The organism is Massilia sp. CFBP9012, assembly GCF_034045115.1.
Classification (GTDB): domain Bacteria; phylum Pseudomonadota; class Gammaproteobacteria; order Burkholderiales; family Burkholderiaceae_D; genus Telluria.
Genome location: NZ_JAXCWM010000005.1, coordinates 232,434 through 251,131 on the forward strand (window position 1 = coordinate 232,434; position 18,698 = coordinate 251,131).

Consider the following 18,698-nt stretch of genomic DNA (forward strand, 5'->3'; position numbering starts at 1 on the left):
GTGGTAGCCAAATGCCCACGCGCAATGGAATTTGCTATACAAGCGGTTTGAACGCTGGCATAGTTACCATGATGCGAATAGCACGGGCGTTCGTTTCACAATAATTTCAATCCAGGAGACACAATGCGTCATACCAAATTCGCGCTGGCCGTTCTGACGGCCGCGCTCCTGACCGCATGCGGCGGCGGCACCAGCCCAGCCGGCGGCGACCAGACCGTCAAGCTCACCTTCACCAATATGGTGTCGTTCGGCGACAGCCTGTCGGACGTGGGCACCTACCGCGTCGGCGCCGTTGCGGCGGCCGGCGGCGGCAAGTTCACCATCAATGGCGACAGCACTGCCAAGAACGAAGACCTGAACGGCAAGATCTGGCTCGACTTCATGGCCGCCCAGCTCAAGCTGCCGGCGCCGTGCGCCGCCCAGACCGGCCTGGTGGGCGACGCCTCGCTCGGCTTCAATGTGCCGATCGTGAACCACGCCAATTGCTTCAACTATGCGCAAGGCGGTTCGCGCGTGGTCAATCCGGTTGGTCCGGGTAATGTCGCCACCGGCTCGCCGATCGGCGAAATGACCACGCCGATGGTGACCCAGATCGCCAATCATCTGACCAAGACCGGCAACAAGTTCACCGGCACCGAGCTGGTGACCGTGCTGTCGGGCGGTAATGACGTGCTGATGCAGTTGGCCGCCGTGACCAATGCCGGCACCGCCGCCGGCGCGCAAGCCTTCGCCACCGCCCTGGCCACCCGCCTCGCGGCCGGCGCGACCAACCCGCAAGCCGCGGCGCAAGCCATCGGCGTGGCGATCGCCACCGAGAACGCACGTCCGGGCAAGACCGATCAAAGCGTCGTGACCGCCGCCGTGACCGCTGCCGCGATGCAGCCGGGTAACCAGGCCGTCGCCCAGCCGGCCGTGTATGGCCCGATCGTGGCCGCCGCCCAGGCCGACGGCACCGCCGCCGGCAATACCGCGGCCGGCGCCTACGCCACCGCCAACGCGACCGCCATGGTCACCGCGGTCGGTACCGCCGGCGCGCAGATGGCGGGTCTGGTCAAGAGCGAACTGCTGGCCAAGGGCGCCAAGTACGTCATCGTCGCCAACCTGCCGGACGTCGCCAGCACCCCGACCGCCAAGTCGCGTCCTGTGGCGATCCAGCAACTGGTGACCGCCATGGTCAACGCCTTCAATACCCAGCTGAAAGCCGGCCTGGGCGCCGACGATGCGCGCGTGCTGTACACCGACCTGTACACCGTCAGCAACGACCAGGTGAAGAACCCGGGCCCATACGGCCTGACCAACACCAGCGCCCCGGCTTGCGCCGTCAATGCGCTGGGCACCACCTCGCTGATCTGCACCGCGAACAACACGGTCGCAGGTGACGTGAGCCGCTACATGTTCGCCGACGGGATCCACCCGACCCCGTTCGAGAACGACCTCATCGCCCGCTACGTCTTCAAGGACATGGCAATCAAGGGCTGGCTGTAAGAGCAAGCAGCGGCGGGCCTGCTGCCCTGGCGGCGGGCCCTCACACACATATCAGGAGATAGCATGAAAGTTCGTTTCAACAGCATGATCAAGGTGCTGGGTGTGGCTGCCGGGCTGGCATTCGCGTCCGGCGCATACGCGCAATCGGCCGGCCAGATCACGGCCAAGGTCGGTTTCAACCGCCTGATGCCGAAGGTCGAGAGCGGCGACATCAGCGCGCCGGCGCTGCCGGGCACCAAGGCCGACGTCGGCAACGACATGCAGCCGGTGCTGATCCTGTCGTACAGCCTGACCGACAATATTTCGCTCGAAGGCGCGCTCGGCACGCCATACAAGCACAGCATCTACGGCGCCGGCGCGATCGATGGCACCGGCAAGCTGGGTGAAGTCGAGGCGCTGCCGCCGACCGCCTTCGTGCAATACCGCTTCGGCGCGCCGACCTCGACCTTCCGTCCGTTCATCGGCGTCGGCCCGACCTATGCCTACTTCATGAAGGAACGCGGCTCGAGCAAGATGACCGCGATCACCAATCCGGGCAGCGACGTGCCGACCACCTTCAAGATCGACAACAAGCTGACCTATAGCGCGCAAGTCGGCGTGGCGATGAACTTCGACGAGCGCTGGTTCGCCGACGCCACCGTCATCAAGACCCGCCTGCGCACCGACGTGCACTTCTCGACCGGCCAGACCCAGTTCATGAAACTGGATCCGGTGGCGATCGTGCTGGCGGTGGGTTACAAGTTCTAAGCGGTTTTCGTTAGCTTCAATACGTCGTCCCCGCGCAGGCGGGGACCCAAGTCCTTTGTGTAGCCACTACGTTTTATGTAGACACTGCGCTGGAAAACTTGGGTCCCCGCCTGCGCGGGGACGACGTTTTTACGTTAGCGGTAAACGTTAATGCACCCCGCGCGCGTACTGCGTGAAATGCTCGGCGCTGAGGGCATGCTGGTACAGGAAACCCTGGTAGAGATAGCAGCCGGCATCCGACAGGAACTGCCGCTGTCCCAGCGTCTCGACCCCTTCGGCAATCACCTGTAATCCCAGGCTGTCTCCCAGCGCGATGATGGAGCGCACGATCGAGGCGTCGTTCTGGTCGGTGAGCACGTCGCGCATGAAGGAGTGGTCGATCTTGAGCTGGTCGAGCGGCAGCTTGCGCAGGTAGGCCAGCGATGAGTATCCGGTGCCGAAGTCGTCCAGCGAAAAACTCAGGCCGCGCCGCTTGAGCGTGGCCATGGTGTGCGCGGTCTGGACGAAATCGGTGATGACCAGGCTTTCGGTCAGTTCGAGTTTCAGGCCCGATGGCTGCACCCCGCTGTGTTCGAAGATCCCCTGCAGCATGGGCACGAAATCCGGCTGGTTGAACTGGCGCGCGCTGACGTTAACCGACAGGGTCAGGCCGGCCGTCTCGGGCACGCGCTGCCAGCGCGCCAGCTCGGCGCAGGCGGTGCGCAGCACCCATTTGCCGATCTCGACGATGATCCCGCTTTCCTCTGCGGCGCGGATGAATTCGGCCGGGTAGAGCACCCGGCCATTGGGCAGGCGCCAGCGCAGCAGCGCCTCGGCCCCGAGCACCCGGCCCGAGCGGTCGAGTTGGGGCTGGTAGTGCAGTATGAACTCGTCGTTTTGCAGCGCGCGCCGCAGGCTGCCTTCGAGCTCGGCGCGTGCCGACCACGCGGCCTGCACCGCCGGATCGTGGAAGCGAAAGGTGTTGCGGCCCGCGGCCTTGGCCTGGTACATCGCGCCGTCGGCCTGGCGCAAGGTCGATTCCACCGTGTCGTGGACACCGCACAGCGTGACCACGCCGATGCTGACCGACACCGAGTAATTCAGCTCGCCCAGCTGGAACGGCGCGGCCAGGGCCGCCACGACCTTGGCAGCGACGATTTCGGCCTGGTTCGCGGCCAGTTCGCGTGCGTCCTCAGTTGGCTGGATCAGCACCACGAATTCGTCGCCGCCCAGGCGCGCCACCATGTCGGCCTCGCGCACGCAGTGCTCGAGGCGGCGCGCCACCGCCTGCAGCAGCTGGTCGCCGGCCGCGTGGCCCTGGCTGTCGTTGAGGAATTTAAAATTGTCGAGGTCGCAGAACATCAGCGCCCCCCACTTGCGCGTGCGCGTGCTGGTGAGCAGGGCGCGGCGCAGGTGGTCGAGCAGGTTGGCGCGGTTGGGCAGGTCGGTCAGGTGGTCGAAGAAGGCCAGGTGGAAGATCCTGGCCTCGTTGATCTTGCGTTCGCTGATGTCGGTGCCGATCACCAGGATCTTCTGGCAGGCGCCAAGGATGTCGTCCGGGCCCAGCAAGGTCCAGCTGGTATCGGTGTCGACCGTCGAGCCGTCGCGCCGGATATGGGCCAGTTCGCCCGCCCACTCGCCCGACTCGAGCGTGTGCCTGAAGGCGGCCTCGTAGAGCGCGGGCTTGTCGCACAACAGGTCGCAGAAGCGCTTGCCCAGCGCTTCCTGGGCGCTCCAGCCATACAGGCGCTCGGCGCCATGGTTCCAGTAGCTGATGACGGAATGCATATCCATCGCGATGATGGCGTCGCGCGCCCGTTGCAGGAACGAGGCCTGCTCCTGCATCTTGAGATCGGCCTTTTTCAGGCGCGTGAAGTCGGAGAGAAAACCTTCCAGCATGCCGGGTGCGCCGCCCGACAGATTGAGCGAACCCTGTTCGCAGATCCAGCGTATGTCGCCGCTCGCGGTGCGGATCCGGTAGGTGACTTGGTAGGCGCGGCCCTGGGCCAGCGCAAGGGCGACCGCGCCATCCACCAGGACGCGATCCTCAGGAACAATGATGGAGCCGAAAGGTAGACCAGGCCGCGCGGTGAAGGCGGCCGGCGAGTAGCCGGTCAGCTTTTCGACGCCCTCGCTGATGAATTCAATGGTCCAGTCGCGGTCGTTATGGCAGCGATAGACTGCGCCCGGCAGGTGACTTAATAGCAGGTCGAGCGACAGGGCGCCCGGCTGCTCGGGCAGGGAAGGATCCGGCTGCGTCGTACTCGTCTGCGCACTCATGTGTTCTCACGCCCAAGAAGTAGAGACTGGCACGATCTTCATGCGTCGTGCATTGATGGTAGCGTAAATACCCACGCACACAGAGTGGACCTGAGGCTGATAGCGCTAAAGATTGTCAAATGAGAACGCCATACCACGGAATGTGACATGTTCAATAATCACTTTCACAGTCGCAACCCAAGTTGCATGGAATACCGGTTGAATTTTCTTTTTAACAACTTGCATGCTAGACTGCCCGGCCCCCATCCCCGAGCGATCCCTCTGACGTGAACCTGCGCCGATTTTTTGTCCTGCTAGCCGCCTTCCTCTCGGCCGGTGCTGCGCATGCTTCCGCCGATCGCGACGGCTTGCGCGCGCTGCGCATTGGCGCGCCCGAGGCGCCGGCGATCGACGGCGTGCTCGACGAGGCGGTCTGGCAGCGCTCGCCGCTGTACGACGATTTCCACAAGCACTTGCCGCGCGACGGGCAGCCCCCTCCAGGGGGCTTGCGCACGACGGTGCAGTTGCTAGTGGACGATGGCGCGCTGGTATTCGGCATCCGCGCCTGGGATCCGGCGCCCGAGCGGCGCCGCGGCCAGCTGGCGCGGCGCGACAAGATCGCCCCCGACCAGGACTTCATCGGCATCTGGATCGACCCGGCCGGCCACGGCCGCTCGGCCCAGTTCGTGCGCATCAATACCCTGGGCGTGGTCAGCGACGGCATCCACCGCGCCGACGACGATGAATCCGACCTGGGGCCGGACTTCCCGGTCGAGACCGCCGTCAAGATCCTGCCCGACGGCTACAGCATGGAAGTGCGCTGGCCGCTGTCGAACCTGCGTTTCCCGTATGCGGACGGACGCAACTGGCGCATGATGGTCGAGCGCAGCGTCCCGCATGCGCAAGGAGCGTTGCTGGTGACGGCGCCGTTCCGGATCGACGCCCTGAGCCACCTGAGCTTCTTGCAGGAGATCGCGGGCATGGACGCCACCGTACAAGCGGTGCGCGACCGCGGCTTCGTCGAGCTGCGTCCCGAACTGACGGTGCGCAGCGCACGCGCCTGGAGTCCGGGCCAGCGGATGCGCGGCTCGCAGGCCGAGCTGGGCCTGGAAATCAATGCCCGCCCGCGCGCCGACTGGGTGTTCAACGCCACCATCAACCCGGATTTCTCGCAGGTCGAGATCGACGAGCCGGTGTCGCAGGGCGCCAGCAACGTGGCGCTCAGCCTGCCCGAGAAGCGCGGCTTCTTCCTGGAGAGCGCCGACGTGCTGGGCCTGCCGCTGCCGGCCTTCTATTCGCGCACCGTGAACGATCCCGAATACGGCCTGCGCGCGACCTGGCGCGGCGCGCACATGGACGCCACCGCGATGAGCCTGCGCGACGAGCCGGGCGGCCTGGTGCTGCGCGGGCGTCCCTATGAAACGCTGGAATACGCGCAGACCCAGCGCACAATGGCCAGCCTGGCGCGTGCGCGCTGGCACCAGGAAGGCCTGCTGCTGGGCGCCTTCGTCTCGCAGCGCAACTACCACCGCTTCGGGTCGAATGAAGTGCTGGGCCTCGATGCGCAATGGCGCGGCGAGACCGACGGCGGCGTCCAGCATCAGTTGTCCGGCGTGGCGATGGCCTCGCGCACGACCGCCGGCTTCACCGACGACGACCTGCCGGCAAAGGTCGACGGGCGTTCCGGCGGCTACCTGTGGGGCAAGTACCTGCACAAGACCGCACGCTGGTGGCACGAGGCCGAGGTGGAAGCGATCGCGCCGGGCTTCGTGAACGACAACGGCTTCGTGCCGCAGGCCGGCATCGCCCGCATCACGGGATCGATGAACCGCATCCTGGGCCCGCAATCTCTGGGGGCATTAGAACTGTATGAATTCGAGACCTATCTGATCGTGCACGAGATGCGCACGCTGGCCGACGACAAAGGTGGTGGACAAAGCGCAGGCCAGCGCGGCGGCGAGACCGTCGAGCGCAAGCTGCGCCCTGGCGTGTGGTTCGCCGCGCCGCTGCAGACCGACGCCTGGGTCGAGCTGGGCTTCGACCGCCAGCGCGGCAGGCCGGGCGGGCGCCTGCACGATACCCGGGTCGTCAATTTCGGCATCGGCGCCACGCCGGCGCCGTGGGTCTCGAAGATCGCGATGGAGGTCGCGCTCGGACGCCAGCTCGACGTCGACGCCGACCGCGTGGGGCCGGGCGGCAACGTGATCCTGGACGTGGGGCTGCGCTTCCCATTGCGCCGCGGCTGGTCACTGGAGCTGGACCACCACGTGAACCGGGCCTGGGTGCAGGGCACGCTGGGCCAGCCCGCGTTCTCCGACACCGCCTGGCGCTGGCTGGCGATGCTGCATTTCAGTTCACGCGATTCATTGCGCTTGCTGGCCCAGAACACCTGGGCCGCGCGGCGCGACGACGGCGTGACCCAGCTGGAGGCGTGGAACGACCGCCAGATCCATCGCTCGCTGCTGTACCGCTACCAGTGGCGGGTCGGGCGCACGGTGTCGTTCGGCATCGTGAACGACAAGCTGCCGCTGGTGGATGAGCGCAGCAGGTCGCTGACCTTCAAGCTGCAGTGGGAAGTGTAGGCGCGATCCGTTTATCGTGAGAGGCCGCCATTCGGCCCAGCGCTTCGTCGTTCCATCGGAATGGTCATGCCCGCGGCGGTGAGCGCTGGCATAGTACGGGCATCCAATGGACGGGGGAGAACATGAACAAGCGATTGCTGGCGGCCTGCCTGACGGCGGCAAGCGCCATGGCATCTGGCGCCGATGACGGACAGGACCGGGCGCGCCTGGCGGCAGACATCACGGCGGCCGACGCGCGCCTGTTCGGCGGCATGAATGCGCGCGACATCGGCCCGATGAAAGAAGGCTTCAGCCGGCGCCTCGAGTTCTATCACGACCGCAGTGGCCTCACCGGCTACGACGACAACATCGCTGCGTTCGAGAAGATGTTCAAGGGACCGAACCGGGTCCGGCGCGAGGCCATGCCGGAGAGCGTGGACATCATCCCATCCGGGCCGGATCATGCCATGCACATCGGCAAGCACCGCTTCTGCAACAAGCCGTCGGCCAGCGAGCCCGAAGGCTGCAGCGTCTATCGCTTCTCGATGGTGTGGGCGCGCGAGGACGGCGCCTGGAAGCTGCTGCGCGTCCTGAGCTACGATCACTGACGCCGCGCCGGGCGCCGCGGTGATATGCTGACGCCATGACTACCGAATCCGATATTGAACTGTCCGGCGCCTTCCAGGCCAAGGACGGACAAGGCCGTACCCTCGACGTAAAGAACATCACCATCTTCGACGAGGGCTACGGGATTATTGACGTGTACGTGAAGTTCGCGGCCAAGCTCGAACCGGGCGCCTACAAGGACACGGTCCTGGTGCGCCAGCTAGTCGACCGCCTGCGCGCGGTCGGCTACAAGGGGCCGGACTTCGGCCACAGCGATCCGGGCCTGCAGGAGAGCCGCCTGATCGTGCTCGAAGCGCCCGAGGAATTCGCGGCCTTCGCCAAGAGCCGCGGCTGGAAGAACCTGGCCGAAGACTTCGACGAATAAGCAAGACAAAAGGGCCGGGATCGACAGCGATCCCGGCCCTTTTCACATCGACGCGGCGCTGGGGATCAAGCGCCCAGGCGCAGTTCCAGTCCGGTCGCGGTATAGGTCGGCGTCACCGTGAAGCCCTCGATCGTGATGGTCTCGAACTTGCCTTTCAGGCTGCCCGCCGTGATCACCTTGAGCGTCGCGCCAGCCGCCGGCTTGTAGCCGTTCTGGAACACGATGCGCAAGGTGCCGCCGCCGACGGTCACCGCGCCGTTGACACTCAGGTGGCCCTGGGTCACGGCGCCGACGCGCATTTCCAGCGTGCCGCCCTTGAGCTGGGTGTATTGCTTGGCCAGGGCCAACGTGCCCGCCGTATTGTTCACCACCGTGGCGCCGCTGGCGACATACACGTCGCCGGTGCCGAAGGCCGTCATCGACAGGGCTTCGAGCGTGCCGCCTTCGACCTGGGCGCCGCCGGTCCAGCTGTTCTTGCCGCCCAGCTTCAGGTTGCCGCTGCCTTGCTTGACCAGCTTGCCGCTACCCGAAATGTCGTTGCGCCAGCGGTCGACCGCATTGAAGCCGCCCTTGCCCGCATCCATGTTCACGACCACGTTGCCGGTGAAGACGGCATAGCCCTCGCCCGCGGCAAACAAATTAAGGCGGCCCCAGCCTTCAGGATCGTCCAGCACCGGATAGCCGGAAGGGATCGCGGTGGTCTTGAGCACCACGCGGCGCTGCGCCTCGCTCAGGTAGGGCAGGCGGGTTTCCAGCATCACTTCGGCGCCTTTCGGCACGACGGCCGGCGCGGTGGTCGAGCCGATCTGCGGCAAGCCATACGTCATGCGGCGCAGGTAGTTGGCGCGGCTGGTCGCGTAGTCGGCGAAGCGGTCGTTGGCCGGCGTGCCGGAAACGGCGTAGTTCGCGAAGTTACCGGCATTGGTATCGGTCAGCTTCATCAGCGTGGCCTGGGCCTGGGCGCGGGCGGCGGCGCGGGTGGTGGCGCCGGCGGCAATCAGGTTGGCGGCGGCGATGGCTTGCGCCTGCACGCGGCCGCTGATCACATCCAGCGGCGAGTGCATGCCGGCGAAGATGCGGCTCTCGCCCAATTCGAGGCCGCGGCCGACCAGTTCCTGGAAGCGTTCCGGCACCACATAGGCCATCGCGACGGCGTTGCGGGTCGCCTCGGCCGAGTGGCCGCTGGTGAAGCCGCCGTCGGTGCCCGGCGTCGTGCTCTTGGCCGGTTCCAGCTGCGGCACCACCTGCACCGCGCTGCTCCAGCGGTAGGGGCGCGCGTATTTATAGAAACGCTTGGCCGGCTCGGTCGAGCCGTTGGCGCCCATCGCATTGACCAGGTCGATCACCTTGCCGAACTCGGGATTGGCATCGCCGCCCACGCCGTTGTTGTTGCCGCCGTCTTCGTATTTGACGGTCACGGCGTCCTGCGGCATGTCGTTGATGGTGGTGGTCTGGCGCGAGGCGCTGCGCCAGGCGGCGGTCAGCGGACCCATGCCGCTGGCGGTGCTGTAGCCCTTGCCGCGACGGTCGTCCAGGTAGGCCAGCAAGGTCTGCTCCGGGGTGCGGCTGGCGGTGGCCTTGACCACGTAGTCGATGTTCGCGTTGTGCACCTGCGCGTTGACGATCGTGCCGCCGTTGCTGCCGTCGTTCGGCACGCCGGTCCAGGTCGAGGCGACGATGGCCGGGAAACCGTCCACGGCCGGCGCGGTCACGCCGGCATCGACGATCTCGGCCACCGGCTTGAAGATGTCGAGCATGCCGCCCAGGACGCGCACGCCGGCGTTGGTGGCCAGCGTGGCGTAGCGGGCGTCGCCGCGCTGGTTGGTGGCGACGGTGTCGACGAAGGCCGTGACGCCCGGCACCGGCGCGCTGTCGGCCGCACCCTGGTCGGCCGGCGCCGGGGGGATGACGACAACGACGTCGGCATCGTCGTCGTGGTCCGAGCCGCCGCAGGCGGAGAGGGCGAGGACGGCGCCGATGGCGAGGGCGAGGGGAAGACGGCGCAGCTGGACTACTTGGTGCATGTGAAATCCTTCAGTGAAATGTAAAACACAAAAATTGAAGGGATGATATGAATACGCCATGACACGTTGATGACGGGATCATCAGGAGGAATGGAATGCTCGATGCGGTACGCGATCTGATGCAGCCCCCGGCGGGCATGGCCTTCGACTTCAGCCAGCCGGCGGGCGAGGCGGCGCTGGCGCCGCATGACGGCGTCTCGTGGCGCGTGTTCGCCAATCCCATTGGCCTCTTTGTCGGCGGCGTGACGGCGGTGCTGTTGGAACTGGCCGAGCCGTCGGTGCGCTCCGGCGTATGGGACCACAGCAGCTTCCAGCGCGACCCGGGCACGCGCCTGCGCCGCACCGGTTTCGCGGCGATGATGACGGTGTACGGCCCGCGCCCGGCGGCCGAAAAAATGATCGCGCACGTGGTGCGCATGCATGGCCGGGTCAAGGGCACTACGCCCGATGGCGTGGCCTACCAGGCCAACGATCCGCGCCTGCTCGACTGGGTGCAGGCGACCGCCTCGTTCGGGTTCACCGAGGCCTATCACCGCTATGTGCGCGCGCTGTCCGATGCCGAGAAGGACGCCGCCTTCGCCGAGTCGGAACCGGCCGCGCGCCTGTACGGGGCGACCGGCGCCCCCTGTTCATGGAAGGAGTGGGAAGCGATGCTGGCGAAGACCGCGCCCGGACTGGAAGGCTCCGATATCCTCGCGGACTTCGTGCGGATCATGGGCGAGGCGCCCATCCTGCCGGCGCCGTTGCGGCCCTTGCAGCGGCTGCTGGTGCGCGCCGCGGTGGAGATCACGCCCGAGCCGGTGCGCTCGCTGCCGCAGCTGCGCGGACGGGGATTGCGCTTCGGCGAAGCGGCGCTGGTGCGCGCCCTGGCGCGTGGGTCGGTGCTGGTGCCGCTGGGCGACACGCCGCAGGCCCAGGCCGCGCGGCGCGTCACTGAGCGATGATCAGAACGCGGCGATGCCGGTCTGCGCGCGGCCCAGGATCAGGGCGTGGATGTCGTGCGTGCCTTCATAGGTGTTGACCACCTCGAGGTTGACCATGTGGCGGATGATGCCGAACTCGTCCGAAATGCCGTTACCGCCCAGCATGTCGCGCGCGACGCGGGCGATGTCCAGTGACTTGCCGCACGAGTTGCGCTTCATGATCGAGGTGATCTCGACCGCCGCCGTGCCTTCGTCCTTCATGCGGCCCAGGCGCAGGCACCCTTGCAGGCCAAGGGTGATCTCGGTCTGCATGTCGGCCAGCTTCTTTTGCACCAGTTGGTTCGCCGCCAGCGGTTTGCCGAACTGGGTGCGGTCCATCGTGTACTGGCGCGCGGTGTGCCAGCAGTCTTCGGCCGCGCCCAGCGCGCCCCAGGCGATGCCGTAGCGCGCCGAGTTCAGGCAGGTGAACGGGCCCTTCAGGCCGCGCACTTCGGGGAAGGCGTTTTCTTCCGGGCAGAACACCTCGTCCATGACGATTTCGCCGGTGACCGAGGCGCGCAGGCCGAACTTGCCGTGGATTGCCGGCGCCGACAGGCCTTTCCAGCCCTTCTCGAGCACGAAGCCGCGGATCGCGCCTTCGTCGTCCTTGGCCCACACCACGAACACGTCGGCGACCGGCGAATTGGTGATCCACATCTTGCTGCCGGTGAGGCTGTAGCCGCCATCGACCTTGCGTGCGCGGGTGACCATCGAGGCCGGGTCGGAGCCGTGGTTGGGTTCGGTCAGGCCGAAGCAGCCGATCCATTCGCCGGTGGCCAGCTTCGGCAGGTATTTCTGGCGCGTTTCCTCATTGCCGAATTCGTAGATCGGCACCATCACCAGCGAGGATTGCACGCTCATCATCGAGCGGTAGCCGGAGTCGACGCGCTCGACTTCGCGCGCGATCAGGCCGTAGGCGACGTAGTTCAGGCCAGGGCCGCCGTACTGCTCGGGAATGGTCGGGCCCAAGAGGCCCAGGTCGCCCATTTCGCGGAAGATCGAGACGTCCATGGCCTCGTGGCGGAAGGCCTCGAGGATGCGCGGCTGCAGCTTGTCCTGGCAATAGGCGGCTGCCGCATCGCGCACCATGCGCTCGTCGTCAGTCAGCTGGCTGTTCAGCAACAGCGGGTCATCCCAGTGGAAGGAAGCTTTTTTGGACGAGTCGGTACGGGTCATGGAAATTCCTGTCTCTGGATTCTAGTTCGGTCGGTAGCGCGCGCGGCGCACCTGGCCATTATAGAAACGTGCCGCCCACGTATCTTTTGAAACTGCGACAGGAATTTCTATTTTTGACCGGCCGTGCTGCCGAATTTGCCGCCGTGGAAGATCAGGGCCGACTGTGGATGGACCTGGCACTCCTCGACCTCGCCGACGAAGATGACGTGGTCGCCTTCGGGATAGCGGCTGCGGTTGTGGCATTCGAACCACGCCGACACGCCTTTCAGGATCGGCAGGCCGGTGCGCGACAGTTCGTACTCGACGCCCTCGAACGGGTTCTCGGTGCGGCGCGAGAAGCGCAGCGCCAGTTCTTCCTGGCCGGCGGACAGCACATTGATGACGTAGTGCGAGTTGCCGCTGAAGATGGGCAGGCTGTTGGCGCCGGCGCCCAGGCTCCACAAGACCAGCGGCGGGTCGAGCGAGACCGAATTGAAGGAGCTGGCGGTGAGACCCCGGAAGCTGCCGTCGGCCAGGCGTGTGGTAATGACGGTCACGCCGGTCGCGAATTGCGACAGGGCGTGGCGGAAATGTGTTGTATCGAAGCCGCGCGTCGTTGCGCGGGAGGACAGTGTATTCATGCGGTTCCTGAGCGTTGGCGCTCATTATGCCATCGTCGGGGGTGTCCTTGCCGTAACCGTGGTGACTATGCCGGCAGTTCAATGCAGAACAAGGTACTTTGCGCTACATTAAAGCTTATCTGTTCTTACAAATGCCAAGGTGAACTATGAGTGAGCAAAAAGCAACCGAAGTAGCCATCCTGGGCGGCGGCTGCTTCTGGTGCGTGGAAGCGGTGTACCTCGAGGCGCGCGGCATCACCCGTGTGGAATCGGGCTATATGGGCGGCCAGGTCGACTATCCGAGCTACGAAGCGGTGTGCAGCGGCGCCACCGGCCACGCCGAGGTGGTGCGTCTCGAATTCGATCCCGCCGTGATCGCCTACCGCGACATCCTCGAAATCTTCTTCACCATCCACGACCCGACCACCCTGAATCGCCAGGGCAACGACGTCGGCACGCAGTATCGCTCGGTGATCTTCACCACCTCGCCCGAGCAGGTGGAGGTTGCGCACAAGGTGATCGGCGAGATGGGCCTGGTGTGGGACGCGCCGATCGTCACCGAGGTCAAGCCGCAGGAAACCTGGTACAAGGCCGAGGACTATCACCAGAACTACTTCGCCCAGCACCCGCTGCAGGGTTACTGCGCCTTCGTGGTGGCGCCGAAGGTGGCCAAGTTCCGCAAGACATTTACGGATCGCCTGAAGGCATAGGCAGCATACAAGCAACCCACGTCGTTCCCGCGGAGGCGGGAACCCAAGTAAGCATGAGCCGCCTCTGCAATAATTTTCCGTGACAGCGCTGAGGAATTGGGTCCCCGCCTTCGCGGGGACGACGGTGCGGGTCAGGTTACAGTGACGGTGCTGTTTAAATTACAGCAACGGTACTGATCACGTATACATATACCTCCTCGACCAAGGCAACTGCGCCACGTCGCTCCCCGCCTTGCCGCAGACGATCTGGTACAGGCTGATCCGGTCGTGGGCGAAGGCGTAGGCGCAGCCGGCCAGGTAGACGTGCCAGATGCGGAAGCGCCTGGGGTCGGTCAGGGTGCGGATGTGGGCGGCATTGCTCTCGAAATTGTCGGTCCAGAGCGCGCAGGTGTGCGCATAGTGGCGGCGCAGGTTTTCCACGTCGCGCACTTCCAGGCCGCCTTCCTGCATCGCCCGCACCACGGTCGCCAGGTGCGCCAATTCTCCCTGCGGGAACACGTATTCGTCGATGAACTGGCCGCCGCCGTAGGGCGTGGCGCCGTTGTCGGCGTCGGTGGTGGTGATCCCGTGGTTCATCACCACGCCGCCTGGCGCCAGCAGGCGCGCCACCTGCGCGAAATAATCCTTCAGGTGCTGCACGCCGACGTGCTCGAACATGCCGACGCTGGTGATGCGCTCGAAATGGCCGTCGACGTCGCGGTAGTCCTGGATCCGGATCTCGACACGGTCCTGCAGCCCCGCCTTGACGACCCGTTCGCGCGCCAGCGCGGCCTGGTTCTCGGACAGCGTGATGCCCACGCAGCGTGCGCCGAATTGTTCGGCTGCGCGCAGCACCAGCGCGCCCCAGCCGCAGCCGATGTCGAGCAGGGTCTGGCCGGGGCGCAGGTCGATCTTGCGCAGGATGTGGTCGATCTTCTTGGTTTGCGCGGTGGCCAGGTCTTCGTCGCCCCCTTCGAAATAGGCGCAGGAATACACCATGCCGGGATCGAGCCAGGCGGCGTAGAACTCGTTGGAGACGTCGTAGTGGTAGCGGATCGCGTCGCGGTCGGATTCGCGCGTGTGGTTTCGCCGGAAGCCCAGCGCGTCGGCCAGGCGGCCGCGCCCATTGTCGGCGCCGGACGCCGCCAGCGCATTGCCGACCGCGATGATGTCGGCCGCGCGGCCCATCACCTCGATCGCGCCTTCGACGTAGGCGCGGCCCAGGCTGTACAGGGAAGGGGAGCGCAGGTAGCGCAGCGCGGCGGGGCCGGGGATGCGGATGGTGACCCGCGGTGGATCGGACGACAGGTCGATGCGTTCACCGTTCCATAGCTCCACGCGCAGTGGCAGTGACAGTTGCGGCAATTTGCCGCGCAGGCCCGATTGCCAGGCCGACAGCTTGATCTGATCGAACACGGTCCACCCCTTTTATCAAAGGCGTAGCCGGCCGCGGCTCCTGGCCGGTTACGGTTGCAAACGCTGGCGCGTCCAGCTGCCGTCTTCCTGACGCTCGTAGACGATGCGGTCATGGAAGCGCGAACGCCGGCCTTGCCAGAATTCGATACGGTCGGGGATCAGGCGGTAGCCGCCCCAGTTGTCGGGACGCGCCGGATCCTCGCCGGCCCCCTGCGCCACGACGTCGTAGTTCTGTTCGAGCTGCGCACGGCTGTCGATCGGCGCGCTCTGGTGCGAGGCGATCGCCGACAACCGGCTCTTGAGGGGACGGCTGCGGAAATAGCGGTCGCTTTCGTCCGGCGCAGTACGCTCCACATGTCCTTCGATACGTACCTGACGTTCGAGTTCGCTCCAGAAGAACAACAATGCGGCGTAGCTGTTGTCGCGCAAATCCGCGCCCTTCTTGCTGTCGTAATTCGTGTACCACGAGAAGCCGCGCGCATCGAATTGCTTGACCAGCACGATGCGCGAGCTGGGCCTGCCGCTGGCGGCCACGGTGGACAGCGACATCGCATTCGGTTCGTTGACCTCGGCTTTCAGGGCCTGCTCGAACCAGGCCGTGAATTGCGCGATCGGGTCGTCGCTCACGTCGGCTTCGTCCAGGCTGGCCTGGCCGTAGTCCTTGCGCAGGTCGGCCACGGCCTGGCCCACGGCCGGCGCCAGCGGGGGCACGGTTGCCCCTGGCGCCGCGATGCCGCGGCGCAGCTGCATGGCCTGGCCCAGTTGCGCCATCTGCTCCGGCGAGAACAGGCGCATCGCCATCGGCGCCATGGTGCTTTCTTCGCGTTCCATATGGGAGCTATAGCTGGCCACGAAGCGCCGCACCTGGCTATCCGGCAGCACCGTGCCCGTGCCTTCGGCAATGGCGGTCAGCTGCTCGTGCAGGTCTTGCCACAGCGCATCCATATCCTTGTGGTCTTGCAGGATGGTCGGCGCCAGCGCCTGCAGGATGGCGGCGTCGTCGCCCTGGGCGGTGGCGCGCAGCATCGGGATCAGGTCCTGCTCCTCGTCGTCGTGGTGCAGGTGGGCCGCCTTGTCGAAGTAGCGCAGCACCGCGCTCGCCGCCTGGCGTGCCTGCTCGTCGGCGCCGTGCTGCGGCAGGTGTTCCAGCAGTTTTTCCAGGGTCGCGAGCTGTTTGCGGATGCGTCCGTGGCAGTGCTTGAGCACGGCGATCGGCTGGGTGAAATCGGGGGCGGCGTCGTGCAGGAGGGAGCTCATGGCGTTCCAGTAGCATTTTGGTGACACGCAAAAAATTTGCTCATCACTATTTGGTTATCTAAGAGGTATTTTAGTGCAGATGCGAAAGGCGTGTCCGCTACAATATTGGGATGAACCAGATCAACACTCAGCTCTTTTCGGCAACGTTGGACGAAGAAGTCGACTTCGCGCGGCGCTTTGGCGGCATTGCCCGCCTCTACGGTGAGCGCGCGCTTGAACGTTTTCGTTCAGCACACGTTTGCGTGATCGGCGTCGGCGGCGTCGGCTCGTGGGTGGTCGAGGCGCTGGCGCGCAGCGCGGTCGGCCGCCTGACCCTGATCGACCTCGACAATGTGGCAGAGTCGAACATCAACCGTCAGATCCAGGCGCTGTCGTCGACCGTCGGGATGGCCAAGATCGAGGCGCTCAAGCAGCGCATCGCCCAGATCAATCCGTTCTGCCAGGTCACGCTGGTCGAGGATTTTATCGATCCCGAGAACATCCCGGCAATGATCGGCGATAAGGATTTCGATTATGTGGTCGACGCCATCGACAGCGTGAAGCCGAAGGCGGCCCTGATCGCCTGGTGCAGCGCCAACAAGATGCCGCTGGTGGTGGTGGGCGGCGCGGGCGGCCAGATCGATCCGACCAAGGTCGAGATCCGCGACCTGGCCCGTACCGAACAAGAGCCCCTGCTCAAGAAAGTGCGCAAAATCTTGCGCGCACAATATGGTTTCTCGCGGGGCGAGAAACAGAAATACCATATCGACGCCGTGTTCTCGATGGAACCGCTGCGTTATCCCGACGCTGGCGATGCCTGCGATGTCGATCCGAACAGCATCACCGGTTTGAACTGCGCCGGCTTCGGTTCGAGCATGGTGGTCACCGCCACCTTCGGCATGGTGACGGCGGGCCAGGTGCTGCGCCGGCTGGCCGAGGCCGCCAATGCCGAGGCTGCCCTGGAAGCCCAGGCTGTCCCGGCAGGGCAAACTGTGCAAGCCGAAGCGGCCTTGTTATCATAAGATTGTTGCAACCGTCCGGTTGCCTATTCTTGGAAGAGCACACATGATTCGTCGATCTGCATTCATTGCACTGCTGCTGGCCGCCGCGAGCGTCCAGGCGCAGGAAGGCGCGCAGGACGCCAGCAAACCGACCACCCAGCCGCCGCCGGACGTGCAGCAGTCGAGCACCCCGCCGGTCGCGCCGCCGGAGAACCAGGTCCCGGCGCCGGTGGCCGAAGCGCCCGCGCCCCAGGTCGAGATCGTCGATCGCGTGGTCGGCACCGGCAAGGAAGCGTCGCTGGGCAGCAATGTCGTGGTCAACTACACCGGCTGGTTCCACAAGCCGCTGGCCCGCCAGCAGCGCGGACGCAAATTCGATTCGTCGCTCGACGGCGGTCGCGATCCGCTCGAGTTCCAGCTCGGTGCGGGCCGCGTGATCAAGGGTTGGGAGCAGGGCGTGGCCGGCATGAAGGTCGGCGGCAAGCGCACCCTGATCATCCCGAGCGCACTGGCCTACGGCAAGCGCGGCGCGGGCGGCGGCATGATCCCGCCGGATTCCGACCTGATCTTCGACGTGGAGCTGCTGGACGTCAAATAACGTCAATATTTGTTCGGCAACGGAGGCGGTAATGAGAATCGCGAACGATGTCACTGAACTGATAGGCAATACCCCGCTGGTGCGCATCCGCAAGCTGGCGATGGGCAGCGGAGCCGACCTGGTCGGCAAGCTGGAATTCCACAATCCGGCGCACAGCGTCAAGGACCGCATCGGCCTGGCCATGATCGAGGCCGCCGAGGCGGCCGGTCTCATCGACTCGGACACCACGGTCGTCGAACCCACCAGCGGCAATACCGGCATCGCGTTGGCGATGGTGTGCGCGGCGCGCGGCTACCGCTGCAAGCTGGTGATGCCCGAGACCATGAGCAGCGAGCGGCGCATGCTGCTGCGCGCCTATGGCGCCGAGCTGGTGCTCACTCCCGGCAGCGAAGGCATGCTGGGCGCCATCCGGCGCGCCGAAGAGATCGTGGCAAGCGACCCGCGCGCCTTCATGCCGCAGCAATTCAACAACCCGGCCAACCCCGAGGTGCACCGCCGCACCACGGCCGAGGAAATCTGGCGCGACACCGACGGCAAGATCGACATCCTGGTGGCTGGCGTGGGCACCGGTGGCACCATCACCGGCGTGGCCGACGTCATCAAGCCGCGCCGCCCCGGCTTCCAGGCCATCGCCGTGGAGCCCGAGGCGTCACCGATGCTGTCGAAGGGCACCAAGGGCCCGCACCCGATCCAGGGCATCGGCGCCGGCTTCGTGCCGCAGGTACTGAATACCGCGTCCTACGACGAAGTATTCTCCGTGAAGAACGAGGATGCCTTCGAGACGGCGCGCGCCGCCGCGCGCGAGGAAGGGCTGCTGGTCGGCATTTCGTCGGGCGCGGCGCTGTGGGCCGCGATCGAGGTGGCGCGCCGGCCCGAGAACGCGGGCAAGCTGATCGTCGTCATCATTCCCTCGTTCGGCGAGCGTTATCTCAGCACGGCGCTGTATGCGAATCTGGCGGGATAAGCGCTAACCCT

General features: G+C 65.7%; 16 protein-coding genes. 10 read left to right on the plus strand and 6 right to left on the minus strand.

What is annotated here, in order from left to right:
• The first annotated feature begins 123 nt into the window (after window positions 1–123).
• Together SOM61_RS10140 and SOM61_RS10145 are read left to right on the plus strand one after the other, a co-directional pair.
• Complete coding sequence (locus SOM61_RS10140) at window positions 124–1,485, plus strand: SGNH/GDSL hydrolase family protein (RefSeq protein WP_320473967.1); 1,362 nt, start codon at window positions 124–126, stop codon at window positions 1,483–1,485.
• A gap of 63 nt (window positions 1,486–1,548) precedes the next feature.
• Window positions 1,549–2,232, plus strand: coding sequence for an OmpW/AlkL family protein (locus tag SOM61_RS10145; protein WP_320473968.1), 684 nt, complete (start codon window positions 1,549–1,551; stop codon window positions 2,230–2,232).
• 147 nt (window positions 2,233–2,379) lie between these two features.
• On the opposite strand, the gene SOM61_RS10150 is transcribed toward SOM61_RS10145, so the two are convergent.
• On the minus strand, window positions 2,380–4,491 hold the full coding sequence (locus SOM61_RS10150; RefSeq protein ID WP_320473969.1) for a putative bifunctional diguanylate cyclase/phosphodiesterase: 2,112 nt from the start codon (window positions 4,489–4,491) through the stop codon (window positions 2,380–2,382).
• 266 nt (window positions 4,492–4,757) lie between these two features.
• Here SOM61_RS10150 and SOM61_RS10155 point away from each other — a divergent pair, with 266 nt between their 5' ends.
• The 3 genes from SOM61_RS10155 (at window position 4,758) to SOM61_RS10165 (ending at window position 8,022) form a co-directional block, all read left to right on the plus strand.
• Entirely contained in the window at window positions 4,758–7,052 is a 2,295-nt protein-coding gene (locus SOM61_RS10155; protein ID WP_320473970.1) for a carbohydrate binding family 9 domain-containing protein, read from the plus strand.
• A gap of 122 nt (window positions 7,053–7,174) precedes the next feature.
• Complete coding sequence (locus tag SOM61_RS10160; RefSeq protein WP_320473971.1) at window positions 7,175–7,639, plus strand: nuclear transport factor 2 family protein; 465 nt, start codon at window positions 7,175–7,177, stop codon at window positions 7,637–7,639.
• A 35-nt stretch (window positions 7,640–7,674) separates the two neighbouring features.
• A complete protein-coding gene (locus SOM61_RS10165; RefSeq protein WP_147935595.1) occupies window positions 7,675–8,022 on the plus strand; it encodes a hypothetical protein in 348 nt (115 codons plus the stop codon).
• A gap of 65 nt (window positions 8,023–8,087) precedes the next feature.
• Here SOM61_RS10165 and SOM61_RS10170 read toward each other — a convergent pair whose 3' ends face one another.
• On the minus strand, window positions 8,088–10,046 hold the full coding sequence (locus SOM61_RS10170) for a phosphatase PAP2 family protein (RefSeq protein ID WP_320473972.1): 1,959 nt from the start codon (window positions 10,044–10,046) through the stop codon (window positions 8,088–8,090).
• A 95-nt stretch (window positions 10,047–10,141) separates the two neighbouring features.
• Here SOM61_RS10170 and SOM61_RS10175 point away from each other — a divergent pair, with 95 nt between their 5' ends.
• The gene (locus SOM61_RS10175) at window positions 10,142–10,990 is read left to right on the plus strand and encodes an oxygenase MpaB family protein (RefSeq protein ID WP_320473973.1); all 849 of its coding nucleotides are present in this window, start codon (window positions 10,142–10,144) and stop codon (window positions 10,988–10,990) included.
• Here SOM61_RS10175 and SOM61_RS10180 read toward each other — a convergent pair whose 3' ends face one another.
• A complete protein-coding gene (locus SOM61_RS10180; RefSeq protein WP_320473974.1) occupies window positions 10,991–12,184 on the minus strand; it encodes an acyl-CoA dehydrogenase in 1,194 nt (397 codons plus the stop codon).
• A 107-nt stretch (window positions 12,185–12,291) separates the two neighbouring features.
• Entirely contained in the window at window positions 12,292–12,804 is a 513-nt protein-coding gene (locus SOM61_RS10185) for a flavin reductase family protein (protein WP_320473975.1), read from the minus strand.
• A gap of 146 nt (window positions 12,805–12,950) precedes the next feature.
• Here SOM61_RS10185 and msrA point away from each other — a divergent pair, with 146 nt between their 5' ends.
• Window positions 12,951–13,493: a peptide-methionine (S)-S-oxide reductase MsrA gene (gene msrA, locus SOM61_RS10190; protein WP_320473976.1), complete on the plus strand. Its 543-nt coding sequence runs from the start codon at window positions 12,951–12,953 to the stop codon at window positions 13,491–13,493.
• A 177-nt stretch (window positions 13,494–13,670) separates the two neighbouring features.
• Here msrA and SOM61_RS10195 read toward each other — a convergent pair whose 3' ends face one another.
• A complete protein-coding gene (locus tag SOM61_RS10195; RefSeq protein ID WP_320473977.1) occupies window positions 13,671–14,888 on the minus strand; it encodes a cyclopropane-fatty-acyl-phospholipid synthase family protein in 1,218 nt (405 codons plus the stop codon).
• Between the two features lie 48 nt (window positions 14,889–14,936).
• On the minus strand, window positions 14,937–16,145 hold the full coding sequence (gene pdxH, locus SOM61_RS10200; protein ID WP_320473978.1) for a pyridoxamine 5'-phosphate oxidase: 1,209 nt from the start codon (window positions 16,143–16,145) through the stop codon (window positions 14,937–14,939).
• Window positions 16,146–16,255: 110 nt separating this feature from the next.
• Between pdxH and tcdA the strand changes: the two genes are divergently transcribed.
• The 3 genes from tcdA to cysK are packed head-to-tail and all read left to right on the plus strand — an operon-like array spanning window position 16,256 to window position 18,687.
• Window positions 16,256–17,146 carry a tRNA cyclic N6-threonylcarbamoyladenosine(37) synthase TcdA gene (gene tcdA / locus SOM61_RS10205; RefSeq protein WP_320473979.1) on the plus strand — a complete coding sequence of 297 codons (891 nt, stop codon included), beginning with the start codon at window positions 16,256–16,258 and terminating at the stop codon, window positions 17,144–17,146.
• A 43-nt stretch (window positions 17,147–17,189) separates the two neighbouring features.
• A complete protein-coding gene (locus SOM61_RS10210) occupies window positions 17,190–17,723 on the plus strand; it encodes an FKBP-type peptidyl-prolyl cis-trans isomerase (protein ID WP_320473980.1) in 534 nt (177 codons plus the stop codon).
• Between the two features lie 31 nt (window positions 17,724–17,754).
• Window positions 17,755–18,687: a cysteine synthase A gene (gene cysK, locus SOM61_RS10215; protein WP_320473981.1), complete on the plus strand. Its 933-nt coding sequence runs from the start codon at window positions 17,755–17,757 to the stop codon at window positions 18,685–18,687.
• The last annotated feature ends 11 nt before the right edge of the window (window positions 18,688–18,698 follow it).

What these genes read in the sequence shown, in the direction of transcription:
- SOM61_RS10165 (WP_147935595.1), top strand. Translation starts at nt 7,675, where the DNA reads ATGACTACCGAATCCGATATTGAACTGTCCGGCGCCTTCCAGGCCAAG.
- SOM61_RS10170 (WP_320473972.1), bottom strand. Translation starts at nt 10,046, where the DNA reads ATGCACCAAGTAGTCCAGCTGCGCCGTCTTCCCCTCGCCCTCGCCATC.
- SOM61_RS10160 (WP_320473971.1), top strand. Translation starts at nt 7,175, where the DNA reads ATGAACAAGCGATTGCTGGCGGCCTGCCTGACGGCGGCAAGCGCCATG.
- SOM61_RS10180 (WP_320473974.1), bottom strand. Translation starts at nt 12,184, where the DNA reads ATGACCCGTACCGACTCGTCCAAAAAAGCTTCCTTCCACTGGGATGAC.
- SOM61_RS10140 (WP_320473967.1), top strand. Translation starts at nt 124, where the DNA reads ATGCGTCATACCAAATTCGCGCTGGCCGTTCTGACGGCCGCGCTCCTG.
- SOM61_RS10175 (WP_320473973.1), top strand. Translation starts at nt 10,142, where the DNA reads ATGCTCGATGCGGTACGCGATCTGATGCAGCCCCCGGCGGGCATGGCC.
- SOM61_RS10145 (WP_320473968.1), top strand. Translation starts at nt 1,549, where the DNA reads ATGAAAGTTCGTTTCAACAGCATGATCAAGGTGCTGGGTGTGGCTGCC.
- pdxH (WP_320473978.1), bottom strand. Translation starts at nt 16,145, where the DNA reads ATGAGCTCCCTCCTGCACGACGCCGCCCCCGATTTCACCCAGCCGATC.
- SOM61_RS10150 (WP_320473969.1), bottom strand. Translation starts at nt 4,491, where the DNA reads ATGAGTGCGCAGACGAGTACGACGCAGCCGGATCCTTCCCTGCCCGAG.
- tcdA (WP_320473979.1), top strand. Translation starts at nt 16,256, where the DNA reads ATGAACCAGATCAACACTCAGCTCTTTTCGGCAACGTTGGACGAAGAA.
- SOM61_RS10210 (WP_320473980.1), top strand. Translation starts at nt 17,190, where the DNA reads ATGATTCGTCGATCTGCATTCATTGCACTGCTGCTGGCCGCCGCGAGC.
- cysK (WP_320473981.1), top strand. Translation starts at nt 17,755, where the DNA reads ATGAGAATCGCGAACGATGTCACTGAACTGATAGGCAATACCCCGCTG.
- msrA (WP_320473976.1), top strand. Translation starts at nt 12,951, where the DNA reads ATGAGTGAGCAAAAAGCAACCGAAGTAGCCATCCTGGGCGGCGGCTGC.
- SOM61_RS10185 (WP_320473975.1), bottom strand. Translation starts at nt 12,804, where the DNA reads ATGAATACACTGTCCTCCCGCGCAACGACGCGCGGCTTCGATACAACA.